13 protein-coding genes are annotated in these 12,835 nt (G+C 49.2%); 2 read left to right on the top strand and 11 right to left on the bottom strand.

Features of this window, described 5'->3' with window-relative positions:
- Nucleotides 1-37: 37 nt before the first annotated feature.
- The 3 genes from D9597_RS12495 to mppA all read right to left on the bottom strand — a co-directional run bounded on the left by D9597_RS12495 (nucleotide 38) and on the right by mppA (nucleotide 4,847).
- A complete protein-coding gene (locus D9597_RS12495) occupies nucleotides 38-1,963 on the bottom strand; it encodes a GH25 family lysozyme (RefSeq protein WP_130222732.1) in 1,926 nt (641 codons plus the stop codon).
- A gap of 3 nt (nucleotides 1,964-1,966) precedes the next feature.
- A complete protein-coding gene (locus tag D9597_RS12500) occupies nucleotides 1,967-3,046 on the bottom strand; it encodes a GH25 family lysozyme (RefSeq protein WP_240780430.1) in 1,080 nt (359 codons plus the stop codon).
- 187 nt (nucleotides 3,047-3,233) lie between these two features.
- The gene (gene mppA / locus D9597_RS12505) at nucleotides 3,234-4,847 is read right to left on the bottom strand and encodes a murein tripeptide ABC transporter substrate-binding protein MppA (protein ID WP_130222734.1); all 1,614 of its coding nucleotides are present in this window, start codon (nucleotides 4,845-4,847) and stop codon (nucleotides 3,234-3,236) included.
- Between the two features lie 182 nt (nucleotides 4,848-5,029).
- Here mppA and mpaA point away from each other — a divergent pair, with 182 nt between their 5' ends.
- On the top strand, nucleotides 5,030-5,758 hold the full coding sequence (mpaA, locus tag D9597_RS12510) for a murein tripeptide amidase MpaA (protein ID WP_064527321.1): 729 nt from the start codon (nucleotides 5,030-5,032) through the stop codon (nucleotides 5,756-5,758).
- Here mpaA and ycjG read toward each other — a convergent pair.
- Nucleotides 5,733-6,698 (bottom strand): L-Ala-D/L-Glu epimerase, encoded by a 966-nt coding sequence (gene ycjG / locus D9597_RS12515; protein ID WP_130216096.1) that lies wholly within the window; start codon nucleotides 6,696-6,698, stop codon nucleotides 5,733-5,735. The genes mpaA and ycjG overlap by 26 nt on opposite strands.
- A 118-nt stretch (nucleotides 6,699-6,816) precedes the next feature.
- On the opposite strand from ycjG, the gene tpx reads away from it, so the two are divergent.
- Nucleotides 6,817-7,323: a thiol peroxidase gene (gene tpx / locus D9597_RS12520; RefSeq protein WP_130216094.1), complete on the top strand. Its 507-nt coding sequence runs from the start codon at nucleotides 6,817-6,819 to the stop codon at nucleotides 7,321-7,323.
- Between the two features lie 44 nt (nucleotides 7,324-7,367).
- Here tpx and tyrR read toward each other — a convergent pair whose 3' ends face one another.
- The 7 genes from tyrR to pspB form a co-directional block, all read right to left on the bottom strand.
- Nucleotides 7,368-8,909, bottom strand: a complete 1,542-nt coding sequence (gene tyrR / locus D9597_RS12525) for a transcriptional regulator TyrR (protein ID WP_130216092.1) — start codon at nucleotides 8,907-8,909, stop codon at nucleotides 7,368-7,370.
- A 146-nt stretch (nucleotides 8,910-9,055) separates the two neighbouring features.
- A complete protein-coding gene (locus D9597_RS12530; RefSeq protein ID WP_130222736.1) occupies nucleotides 9,056-10,117 on the bottom strand; it encodes a YcjF family protein in 1,062 nt (353 codons plus the stop codon).
- On the bottom strand, nucleotides 10,114-11,511 hold the full coding sequence (locus D9597_RS12535; RefSeq protein ID WP_130222738.1) for a YcjX family protein: 1,398 nt from the start codon (nucleotides 11,509-11,511) through the stop codon (nucleotides 10,114-10,116). Before D9597_RS12535 ends, D9597_RS12530 begins: the two co-directional genes overlap by 4 nt.
- A gap of 118 nt (nucleotides 11,512-11,629) precedes the next feature.
- A complete protein-coding gene (pspE, locus tag D9597_RS12540; RefSeq protein WP_064527288.1) occupies nucleotides 11,630-11,944 on the bottom strand; it encodes a thiosulfate sulfurtransferase PspE in 315 nt (104 codons plus the stop codon).
- A 74-nt stretch (nucleotides 11,945-12,018) separates the two neighbouring features.
- Complete coding sequence (pspD, locus tag D9597_RS12545; protein WP_096839698.1) at nucleotides 12,019-12,240, bottom strand: phage shock protein PspD; 222 nt, start codon at nucleotides 12,238-12,240, stop codon at nucleotides 12,019-12,021.
- An 8-nt stretch (nucleotides 12,241-12,248) separates the two neighbouring features.
- Complete coding sequence (gene pspC, locus D9597_RS12550; RefSeq protein ID WP_130222740.1) at nucleotides 12,249-12,608, bottom strand: envelope stress response membrane protein PspC; 360 nt, start codon at nucleotides 12,606-12,608, stop codon at nucleotides 12,249-12,251.
- On the bottom strand, nucleotides 12,608-12,832 hold the full coding sequence (gene pspB / locus D9597_RS12555) for an envelope stress response membrane protein PspB (RefSeq protein WP_130222742.1): 225 nt from the start codon (nucleotides 12,830-12,832) through the stop codon (nucleotides 12,608-12,610). Before pspB ends, pspC begins: the two co-directional genes overlap by 1 nt.
- Nucleotides 12,833-12,835 lie beyond the last annotated feature (3 nt).

The raw sequence follows: 12,835 nt of genomic DNA on the forward strand, positions 1-12,835 counted from the left end.
GCGATATGTTTATTCGCCATCCAGTCTTATTTATTATTCAATTAACAGCAGCCAGCGCGACATTATTCTCGCCAGCTTTAAACTGAACATATTGTTCCTCAGTACCAAAGAAAACTTCAGACTCCGTGCTGTGACCGATCCCCGGCACCGTTTCATTCCCTGAATATTGCCAAAGCGTCCAGGGATTGCGTCCTTCAAGCTTCACACCAGCTTGTCCCCAATACCCCATCCACACCATATACTGCTCGAATCGGCTATCCATAAAATGTGACAGATTATTATGATTTCCATAAAATATGGGTATTTTATGATAATTTTGGTAGATTAAATCGGCAAAACGTAAAATATCATTCCGTGCATTAGCCATTCCCGATTTTTTAAAGCAGTTTAGTTGAGTTGTATCTTCACCTTCAGGATTTACCAACAAAATACCGGGCGGTAACATTTTCGGCTCTGCGGGCAGGAGACTTTTTGCTGTTTCCAATTGCGCCTCAGGTGTGCGACAAAAATCAAATTTGAAATAACCTCCACGGTCAAATTTGGAATCAGCTAATTGTTTCCAGTGAGACTTAAATGATGAATCGGGGCCTCTCCAGCCAACCACTCTCGCATAAACAAAACGCGCAGACGATTTTTCCTGGAATAATTTCCAGTCTATTTCACCATCGTTAGAAGAAATATCATGCCCGTGAATCGGGTAAATTTCCGGCGTTTTAAAAATACGTATGTCAGGACGGTTGGGAATTGCACTTACGGGGCCATAAGGAATCTCAATCGATTTATTATCTTTTTCCTGATTATCTGCGGGGACAGGGGCTGACTTATCAATCGAGAATGAGGCCACATCAATATTCGTAAACTCCCCTGCTTTACCCGCAGCCAGCTGAGTCTTATTATCCAGACGATTTGCCGCAGGTTCATTGATGAAGAAGAATCCCCCAGGACCCGCGGGCATTTCTGTTGCACCTATCCAGGCATCGCTTAAATGTAATCCCTTACCTTGTTCATCCAGTTTTTCATTAATATCTGAATATTGATCATTAACATAGATAAATAAACTCAACGTTCTGGTTATTCCTGCGTAGTATTCCTTTTTTCCATCTACCTTTACCATATACGACTTACCAAAACGTTCGTCGGCAACGCCATTCGTTACTCCTTTGATAATTGTATCGAAAAAGACACTACCGCGCTTTGCCTCCAGTGAGTAAACCTCTGTTTTATCATCACCGGCAGCTATTGCATAGGCACCAGGATTACTGTACGAGTTAGAATTACCCGCGCCGATAGTCATGCCATACAAGCCAGAACCAAAGCAAGCATTGACTAAAGTCAGAACATGGAAATAACGCTTTGCCAGAATATTAAGTTGTGTGTTCAGAGCTGGCATTTCATACATCCCTTTTGAACCATCAATATCCGTAGCGTTGCTCAATACAAATGCAGGGGCTTTATCAGAATTACCATTTTGAGTGCCAAAACGACCATGACCTGAATAAGCAATTAACAAGCGAGCTTTCTTATCAAACATCATCCCTCTGGCAGGTAAATATTCCTTTAAAAAATAATTAATATTATCTAATGAAGCTTCCTGATCTCTTAGTAGAATAACCTCATCAAACTTCTGTCCGTTGATCAGAAAATCAGCCATTCTTTGGCCATCCACCGCGGCTGCCGGAATATCTGCGTGTAATAGTGGATATTTTGAAATTGCAATAATCAACCCGATGGAGCGAGTTTTCGCTGCATCCTGATCGGGTATTTTTAACGCATCACTGATCCGGATATCCAGTTTCCCTGGGTTCTCTGGCCCATAGTGGACAAAAAAATGACAATATTCATCAGGGACCATTGCGCCATTTTTGCAAATGTCATCTGCGCGGACATCATTCATTCCCAGTGATATTCCTGCAATTAACAGCCCCAGGACCGTTTTACATAAATTTGGCCATCGCCTGTTCATGATTTAAAACTCCTGCACACCCAGAGTGGAATAAAACTCAGCGGTTGGGCCCTTGTATATACTGGCATCGAATTTCTGACTTGATCCCAAATTAAGCTGCGCAGCATCGGTAAACTGCCAGATTGCCCATTTTGTCTGGTTAATTGAACGCGGCGTTTCGCTGGCCTGTGCCTGATTAGAATAATCAGCCAGCCACAGATTATGTTCTGCAACCTGGGCAAAACTTTTTTCTCCGCCGACGGCATCTTTCCACCACGCCCGCGCAGTGTAGATAACCGGTTTACGGCCTAAATCGGCTTCTACCTGCGCGGTGAATGCCTTGATCATCGTGATTATTTCAGTGGGTTTACGCTTCTGCCAGCGGTCCTTACCCGTTGATGAATCTACATCCCACTCAACATCCACCGCCGGTGGCATATCCGTTGCACGTAATCCCCCGTTAGCTTTAATAATTTTAACAAACGTCATCGCCTGCTTGCGTCCCCATGTTTCAGCGTCGTCTGCCGGAGTGCCGCTGGAAAGAAAATGATATGCTCCACGGTGTAATTTTACTCCCCGTTCCGTAGCCCCGGCCCGTTGCCAGAAACCGGCAAATTCGGGATCAATATAACGCGTTCCTTGACTGGACTTCATATACAAGAACACAGACTTATTTTTTGCCAACAGTTCGATCGGGAAGTTTTTACCGTTATGATGGCTGATATCCACACCAAATAAAGAACTGGGTCGTGGTTGATTCAATACCGAATCGTAAGCAACATCAGCCGGAAATTTAAAATATTTTTTTACCGCAAAGGAATCAAACTCTTTATCACGAGAAGGATCCGACTCCAGTATTTTTACAAACAATTCTTGTCGTGAGAGATCATTCGTTAAGTTTTCCAGCCCTAACGACGTGGCATCGGGCAGTGATTCTGCGGCCAGACTTAAAGAAGGATAATGAAGGAGTAATAACGAGATAACTAAAGGAATAGCTAAGGATTTTTTCATTTTACCACCCCATTTTAGCTGTATGTCTGTTTGTGAATGAAAATTTTTACAAGGAACGCAATACGTCTTGCGTTGTAAAGAAAAGTAAAGCACAGCTTATATTGGGAGTATGTAATACACCTTTTAAATAAAATATTTGATTATTATTTATGCTGGACATTAGCAGAAAAATTCAAATAATTATCTTGGGTGTGATTTTTATAGGGGGGATTTTAAAAAAGAAGGTATTTTATCGGGGTTGTTAAATCTGGCGCGCATAAACGCGCCAGATGACATCATATTAATGCTTCACAATATACATTGTGCGGCTATAGGCCACATCTTCCGGGTTATTAATTGGATAACCTTTCAACCACGGTTTGATTAATCGCCCATTGGTATACTGGTAAATCGGTGCAATAGGCGCTTGTTCTATGAGAATTTTCTCTGCCGCGTTGTAATCGGCATTGCGCGCTTTAACGGTATTTTCAGTCGATGCCTGGGCCAGCACTTTATCGTATGCCGGATTATTAAACCGTGAAATATTTCCCGAGTGCGTTGACGTTAACAGCGTCAGGAAGGTAGACGGTTCATTATAGTCCCCTACCCATGATGCGCGGATAACGTCAAAATTACCGGTGTTACGGCTATCGATATAAGTTTTCCATTCCTGATTTTGCAATTTGACGTCCACACCAAGATTCTTTTTCCACATCGACGCTACGGCAATCGCAATTTTCTGATGGTTTTCTGAAGTGTTATACAACAGCGTAAGCTTCAGCGGTTTTTGCGGACCATAACCGGCTGCGCTCAACAAAGTTTTTGCCTGCGCATTCAGTTCTTCCTGACTCATTTGTTCAAACGGCGAAGGCTCCGGCGTAAATCCGGCAGTAACATCTGGCGTAAAATGCCATGCTGGTTTTTCACCTGTGCCTAATACTTTTTCCGTCATCAGGCGGCGGTCAATCGTCATACTTAATGCCAAACGAACGCGTTGATCTGCCGTCGGCCCTTTTTGCGTATTGAAGGCATAATAATAAGTCCCCAACTGCGGCGGCGTATAAACCTGTCCAGGAATATCCTTCAATAGCTTTTGATACATATTTTTCGGGAAGGATTCAGTGATATCAATATCACCTGCAAGATAACGTTTCGTGGCAGCGGACTCCTGGTTAATCGGCAGGAAAGTCACTTTTTGCAGTACCGTTTTTGCGTTATCCCAATAATGGGTATTCGGTACAACCACCAGCTTTTCATTCACCACGCGTTCTTTAAGCACATATGCGCCGTTGCCGATAAGTTTCCCTGGTTTCGTCCAATCTTTACCGCTTTCAACGTTGGCTTTTTGCACCGGGAAGAAGGCAAAGTTGGCCGTCAAATTAACAAACCACGGCAATGGCTTATCAAGCTGGATTTTCAGGGTATGGGCATCAACGGCAGTGACGCCAAGTTGGTCAGGCGTGGCTTTACCATCAATAATCGCCTGAGCATTGTTTACCCCCGCCAGCGCGGCAAACCAGGCAAATGGGGACAACGTTTTCGGGTCTACCAGACGTTGCCAGCTATAGACAAAATCCTGCGCTGTAACCGGTGTGCCATCTGCCCATTTAGCATCATCGCGCAGGGTAAAGGTCCAGATACGGTTGTCATTACTTTTCCACCGGGTGGCGACGCCTGGGACAATCTCCCCTTTTTCATTCTGATTCACGAGTCCTTCAAACAAATCGCGAATCACCTGAATCTCCGGCAAACCAACCGCTTTCGCGGGATCCAATGATGCAGGCTCATCCTTAATATGACGCACCAGCTCCTGCTTGTCTGCCAGTACTGTGCCGCTCGGAACATCAGCAGCATACGAAAGAGAAATGCTGCTGACTAACAGCGCACAACAAGTTACTGAAACAGAGTGCTTCATAAGTTACCCTCAAACCGACGTTAATATTGATGCGTAATTATTTGTTTCTCCTTGAAGAAATGCAAATAACTTCCGGCAAAAAAGTGATAAAAGATCGATAACATATCGTTGTCGAAAAGGATTTGATAATCCACAAAATTTGCACAACACTGCCTGTAATACTTCTATTGTCAGAGACGATTATGACCGTGACTCGCCCACGCGCCGAACGGGGCGCTTTCCCCCCAGGAACTGAACATTACGGACGTTCATTATTGGGTGCGCCGCTGCTCTGGTTTCCCGCCCATGCCGCCAGCAGCGAAAGTGGTTTGATTCTTGCTGGTACCCACGGCGATGAGAATTCTTCCGTCGTCGCCCTCTCCTGCGCATTACGCACATTAACACCGTCTTTGCGCCGTCATCATGTGGTGCTGTGTGTGAATCCCGACGGTTGCCAGTTGGGTCTACGTGCCAATGCTAATGGTGTGGATTTAAACCGAAACTTTCCCGCGGCGAACTGGAAGGAAGGTGAAACGGTTTATCGCTGGAACAGTGCCGCCGAAGAGCGCGACGTTGTCTTGCTGACCGGAGATAAACCCGGCTCCGAACCTGAAACCCAGGCGTTATGCCAACTCATTCACCGCATTCAGCCCGCCTGGGTCGTCTCGTTCCACGATCCGCTGGCGTGTATTGAAGATCCCAGACACAGCGAATTAGGTGAATGGCTGGCCCAGGCGTTTGAATTGCCGCTGGTAACCAGCGTCGGCTACGACACCCCCGGATCCTTTGGCAGTTGGTGTGCAGACCTGAACTTGCACTGTATCACTGCTGAGTTTCCCCCCATCTCCGCCGATGAAGCCAGCGAAAAATATCTTTTTGCGATGGCGAATTTACTGCGCTGGCATCCTAAAGATGCAATTCGCCGGTCGTAAACTGAAGAGCCGGTTCCACATCCACCGCCAGCCAGGTCGGCCCGTCGAGATCGGCGAAGCTGACCTGCGGCGCCAGCGGTAATGCTGCGCTAATGGCGCGTGAGGTGCATAACATGCAGCCCAACATCAGGCTGAAACCTTGTGCACGCGCTTCTGTTGCCAGCGCCAACGCTTCCGTCAGGCCGCCGGTTTTATCAAGCTTGATATTAACCATCTCATAGCGCCCTTTCAGCGCCTTCAGGTTGCTGCGGGTATGACAACTTTCGTCCGCGCAAATAGGCAATGGATGGATAAAATTCTCCAGCGCCGCATCGTCCTGAGCCGGGAGAGGTTGCTCCAGCATTGCGACGCCTAAATCGGCCAGCAACTGGCATCGAGCCGCCAGTCCTTCCGCACGCCAGGATTCATTAGCATCAACAATTAACGTCGCATCCGGCACTGCCGCGCGAATCGCCACCATCCGCTCGCTGATAAGATGATTGTCCAGCTTCACTTTTAGCAGCTTAGCCCCAGCCTGCCATAGTGCTGCGGCACTGCCTGCCATCTGATCCGGCGTACCGATCACTACCGTCTGCGCAGTGGTGATCGTTTCAGGAAGAGAGATACCGGTAAATACAGCCAGCGTCTGCTGCTGTTGTCTTGCGGCCAGATCCCACAGCGCACAATCCAGCGCATTACGCGCCGCACCGGCAGGCAGAACTTTTTGCAACTCTGCGCGCGTCAGCCCTTTTTCCAGTTGTGGGACTACGCTCATTATTTGCGCCATAACTGAGGCATCACTTTCGCCATAGCGCGGATAAGGCGTACATTCGCCCGTACCTTTAACGCCATCTTCTTCCAGTTCAACCACCACCACGCGCGCTTCACTGCGGCTTCCCCGCGCAATAACAAACGGGGTATGTAACGGCCAGGCTTCCTCAAATACCTTAACGGTTCTCATCTTTACTCCTTGTTGCTGCGGTGGTCTGCGGATTAAGCGCAAATAGCGATTGCTGTGTTATTGACAGTTAGCATAAACTAGGCGTGACGTTAACTATATGTAAACAGGAAAGATAATCATGTCACAAATCGTTCATTTCCAGGGCAACCCGGTTACAGTCGCCAATTCCATCCCGCAAGCGGGTAGCAAAGCGCAGACTTTTACTCTCGTGGCAAAAGATCTGTCTGACGTCACCCTCGGTCAGTTTGCAGGTAAACGCAAAGTGCTGAACATTTTCCCGAGCATTGATACCGGTGTTTGCGCCGCATCAGTACGTAAGTTTAACCAACTGGCAACCGAAATCGACAACACGGTTGTGCTGTGCATCTCCGCCGATCTGCCGTTTGCCCAGTCTCGTTTCTGCGGCGCGGAAGGTCTGAACAACGTTATCACTCTCTCCACTTTCCGTAACGCTGAATTCCTGCAAGCTTACGGCGTTGAGATCGCTGAAGGTCCACTGAAAGGTCTGGCGGCACGTGCGGTTGTCGTAATTGATGAAAATGATAATGTGATTTTCAGCCAGCTGGTAAATGAAATCACCACCGAGCCGGATTACGAAGCAGCTCTCTCGGTACTGAAAGCGTAAATTATTATGCCTGATGGTATTGCGCCATCAGGCATTTATCTCACTTATTCTTCGTTCTTCTTCTGGCTCAATCCATATTCCCGCAATTTATTGGCAATCGCGGTGTGTGAAACGCCCAAACGTTTTGCCAGTTTGCGCGTACTGGGGTAATTGCGATAAAGCTGGGTTAATACCGAACGTTCAAAACGGCTGGTGATTTCGTCCAGCGAACCTTCCATTGCATCTTCACCAACGGCTACAGTTGCAGCGTCATAATCCGGCAGCAAAATATCCTGCGGACGCAGTTCATAACCTTCCAGTTGCGTCAGTGCGCGGTAAATGGCGTTTTTCAACTGCCGCACGTTACCCGGCCATGCATAACGCGTAAGCACGGTATTTAGATCCGCAGCTAATTTCGGACGCGGCACTCCCTGCTCGTCAGCAAATCGTGCGACGAACAGCTCGGTTAACGGCATGATGTCCTGCGGACAGTCCCGCAGCGGCGGCAGATTTAACGTCAACACGTTCAGACGATAATAGAGATCTTCGCGGAACACGCCTTTTTGCACCAGCTCGACCAGATTCTTCTGCGTCGCGCAAATTACCCGCACATCCACATGCACTTCGTGGTCTTCCCCTACTCGACGGAAAGTGCCATCGTTGAGAAAACGCAATAATTTTGCCTGCATTCGTGGCGACATCTCGCCAATCTCATCCAGCAAAACCGAACCGCCGTTCGCCTGTTCAAAGAATCCTTTTTTCCCCTCCGGCGCATGCCCGAAGAGTTCGCTCTCAACAGCATCTTCTGGAATAGAAGCACAGTTCAGCGCCAGATAAGGTTTACTCGCACGCGGGCTTGCCTGATGACAAGCGTAAGCAAAGAGATCTTTACCCGTGCCGGTATCACCCGTGATCAGCAGCGGTGCGCTTAACATTGCTAACTTTTGCGCCTGCTCTACCGCATGCTTCATTTTAGGACTGATGGCAACAATCTGACTGAAAGCGCTGACATCCTGGGCGGCCACATTTTGCAACTGACGGCCCATACGGATTGTTGAGCGCAGCATCACTACCGCACCAGTCAGGACATGCTGGTCGTTTTCATCCTGAAGATAGACAGGCGTTATTTCCATCAGGAAATTTTGTCCATTAATCACTACATGTTCGTTATGTGAATCCTGCGGGTCGCTCTCAAGCCAACGTAAAAAATTAAATCCGTTAATCAATTGCGCAGCGGTATGATTGCGTAAGCGCTCCAGTTTTTGCCCGAATAGCTGACAGCTCGCCGGATTTGCCATGTCCACCTTGCTTTTCATATCGACAGAAAGCACGGGTTCAGGCAATGCTTCAAGCAATGCGCTCAACGCCTGATGTTCTCGCTCGGAAGGCATCCACGGCACAGTGCGCACATCGGTAACGCCCGCAATACGGCGTATTTCCGCCATCAAACTGCTGAAACTGTCAAAATCCAGTTCGGCAAAATTCAGGTAAATCCGCCCGATTGGGTCAATCTCAATACCGCGTAAATCGATGCCTCTTAGCACCAGTAGGTCGAGCAATTCGCGGGTCAGACCGAGTCGGTCTTCACAAAAGACTTCCAGACGCATGGGAACCTTCACATGAAAAAGAACAATAAATATGATGATATGACACTATTCGAGTAGCAGGAAGGTTTCTGTCAACAAACATTGACACAACGATGGATAAACGGGCACTTCGGCGTAAAGCTATCCGATCAGCGCCCGAATGTGCACTATTTTTCGCCGGACGTTTTGCTCTTTTGTAACGTCTCTTTTACCTGACCGATGAGCTGACGACGGAAATCACCCAAACGTGGTTTGTCATTGTCAATCCACGGCAGCGGGCGGCAAAGTTCCATCGCTTTGATCCCCAGTCGTGCGGTCAGTAACCCGGCACCTATTCCCTGAGCGGCGCGAGTAGACAAGCGCGCGGCGAGATCCTGCGACATCCAGTCCATCCCCACTTCACGCACCAGTTCGCTGGCACCCGCGAAAGCGATATTCAGCAAGACCAGTTTAAACAGGCGCAGACGGCTGTAATACCCCAGTTCAATGCCATACAGCGTGGCGATGCGATTAATCAAACGCAGATTGCGCCAGGCGATAAACGCCATGTCCACCAGCGCCAGCGGGCTGACCGCAATCATCAACGTCGATTCCGCCGCCGAACGGCTGATTTCGCGCCGCGCCTGGGCATCTAAAACCGGCTGGACCAGGTGAGCATACAAACTAACCACTTCACGATCGTTCTGCGTTTCATGGATTGAGGCATACCAGCGTTGCAGCGCCGGATGTGACTGATCGATTCCCGCCTGCTGCGCCAGTTTTTCGCAAAATGCGCGGCCTTTACCCGTGCCGTGGCTGTGCAACAAATCGCGTGCTTCGTCGCGTTCGTGCGCACGCTGGCGCAAGCGCCATAAGCGCCGCCATTCTGTTACCACAGAACCCACGCCAGCGCCGATAATCAATGCCCCAGCGGCACAACCGCCCAGCGCCACCCAGTCCTGAGTTTGCCAGGCGTTCATTGTCCACTGCACGCCCTGACCGACAACGCTTGCGCCAAACAGAGCCAGCCCACCCATCACCATTTTGCGCCACAGACTGCGTTTCGGACGTAACGCGGCGTCCATTACCGCTTCAACTTGCCCCTCTTCTTCCTGCGCTTCGTCGAGCGTGGCCGGGGCAAAATTTTGCGCCTGACTTTCGTCAAAGGTCTGCTGCGCCCTGAATTTTGGACTCTGATCGACCTCCAGCGGACCGTCGAAATCAATACGTGGTTTTAACGGTTCGGTCATCGCAATTTATCTCCTATTAAAAATTCCAGCGCAGCATCAAGACGAATATGCGGTAGCGGTTTGTCGACATCCATTACCTGCGGACGAAACGCTTCAAACTGGAAGCCTTGCTTATCCCAGAACGCCTGACCGGGCAAACGTGCGGGAACTTCGCCAGGATAGACAGTGAGCGGTGCGCCATCGCTGAGTCGATTACCGCGCAGCGCCGGGATTTTCTCACCGTTAACTTCAATCATGCCGCTGGTGGTCGCCTGAACTGACGCCAGCCCCAGGCAGTCCATGCTGATCCCTTCGAACGCCGCATTTTGCCAGGCATCCTGAATCAGTTGTTGCAGTAATGAAACCATATTGGCGTGCTGATCGATGGTCACATGGTCCGCTTTAGTGGCAGCAAACAATAGCTTATCGATAACCGGCGAAAACAAACGCCGGAACAGGGTACGCTGCCCGTAGTGGAAACTTTGCATCAGCTGCGTCAGCGCCAGACGCATATCATTAAATGCCTGTGGCCCACTGTTGAGAGGTTGCAGGCAATCCACCAGCACAATCTGGCGGTCAAAGCGCAGAAAATGATTCTTATAGAACCCCTTCACCACTTTCTCACAGTAATAATTAAACCGCTCGCGCAGCATTCCGGCGTTGGTGTGTTTATCGGCCTGCGCCAGTTTGGACTCGCCCCAGGCATCGACATCAGGCCACGGGAAAAATTGCAGCGCGGGCGCTCCTGCCATATCGCCAGGCAAAACAAAGCGCCCTGGCTGAATAAAGTGCAGCCCCTGCTGTTTACAGTGGTGGAGATAATCGGTCCACGCGGCGGCAATGTCTGCCAGCCGGTTTTCGTCGGCAGGCGCTAACGGATCCAGACCTTCGCACATCATTCGCCATTTCGCCGACCATTCGCCGCGCTGACCATTAAGTAAGCCCGTCATCTGGCGCGACCAACTTAAGTAATCCTGCGCCAGCATCGGCAGGTCGAGCAGCCATTCGCCGGGATAATCCACAATCTCCAGATACAGCGTGGAGGTGTCTTTGAAGTGACGCAGCAGTGAATCATTCGATTTAAAACGTAGCGCCAGGCGGATTTCACTGACGCCGCGCGTTGGCGTCGGCCAGGCGGGAGGATCGCCATATAACTGCGCCAGCCCTTCATCATAGGTGAAGCGCGGAATGCCAAAGTCACGCTGGGGAATGCGTTTTACGCCCAGCAGGCGCTCTTCACGCACCGCACTTAATAGCGGCAAACGTGCTCCGGCATGAATATTGAGCAACTGATTTACCATCGCGGTAATAAACGCCGTTTTGCCACTGCGGCTAAGTCCAGTAACGGCCAGTCGCAGGTGTCTGTCGACACCCCGATTCACCAGCGCATTAAGTTCATTTTTAAGTCGCTTCATTGCTGTCCTGTGCCAGAAAGCCGTAGAAAGGATTAGATACTGGAGATAATAATGTGGGTTAATTTTGATTTATCAAATGAATAAGCGGCGTTATTTACACCGCTCAGGCAATAATTTATTAACCTTTGACCTTCGGCATTTCGATGTCTTTCAGGCCACCGACGTTCTCAACGTGGGTATATCCCATCTCATTGAGGATCTCTTTTGCCTGCCCGGACTGGCGTCCGGCGTTGCAATACACTTTCACGGTGTCATTTTTATCCGGAACGGCGGTGGCAATGCGTTCTTTCACTTCCTTCAGGGGAATATTGATGGCCCCCTGAACGTGCTCTTGCTGATACTGCTCTGGAACACGAACATCTATCCAGTGTTCAGCGGCGAAAACAGGCAGTGAAAACACCAGAGTCAGAGCAAGTAAGCCTTTTTTAAACATATAAGTATCCTTCTATGGATGAAAATTGCCATCCATTATACGCCTGAGATCTAACAATTTTTGCGGAACTCCCCTCACCTTTTATAACGCTGCGCCAGTTTATTGGCAGCCCGACTTAACAGCGGTTCCAGCGCCACAGCCAGCAACATTTTAAGCGGTCGGCGAGCAACTGATTTTATCGCCCAACCAGCCACACCCGCCGGGCCATAGCGCAGTGCGGTAAGAAGTACCAGCTTGCCTGCTAATTTGAAACCAGGCTTCATCTTTTGCCCGGCCTGTTGCCAGCGAGTATTCATAACTTTCCTCACAGTTGACGGAAACGGCTACGTAACGTGAAAGTATCGGAAGTGACATAACGTTCCATCTCGCGTAAACGCGTTTCACTGGCCGCCAGTTCACGGTCGACTTCATCCAGCAATTCGCTGCTGGAAGGTTGTTGTTTACCAAACGCCATGTTGTCAGGCATTGGATCAAGCGCAAATGACAAAATGATGTAAGCAACCAGGGTAAACAGCGCCAGACCGAAGAAAATCGATAGCACCACCAGAATACGTACCAGTTTTACCGGTACATCAAAATAGTTAGCAATCCCGGCACAGACCCCGCGAACCATGCCCTGTTGTGGAATACGCCATAATTTTTTATTGAGATTAATACCCGCCATTAGCGATCCCTCCAGTTCGGATGTTCAGCATCAAGAATGGATTCCAGCGCCTGAATACGCTCGCGCATCCGTTTTGCTTCATCAGCCAGGTGCGCTAATCGCTGTTGTTCGCTTTGCGAAAGCTCTCCACGACTGGAGCGGTTGCTGTAATGCAGCCATAACCAAATCGGTAAAACAAACAGCACAAAGATGGTTAACGGAATAGCCAGAAATAGCGCGCTCATAAG

The organism is Escherichia sp. E13S3 (genome assembly GCF_004212325.1).
Taxonomy (GTDB): domain Bacteria; phylum Pseudomonadota; class Gammaproteobacteria; order Enterobacterales; family Enterobacteriaceae; genus Escherichia.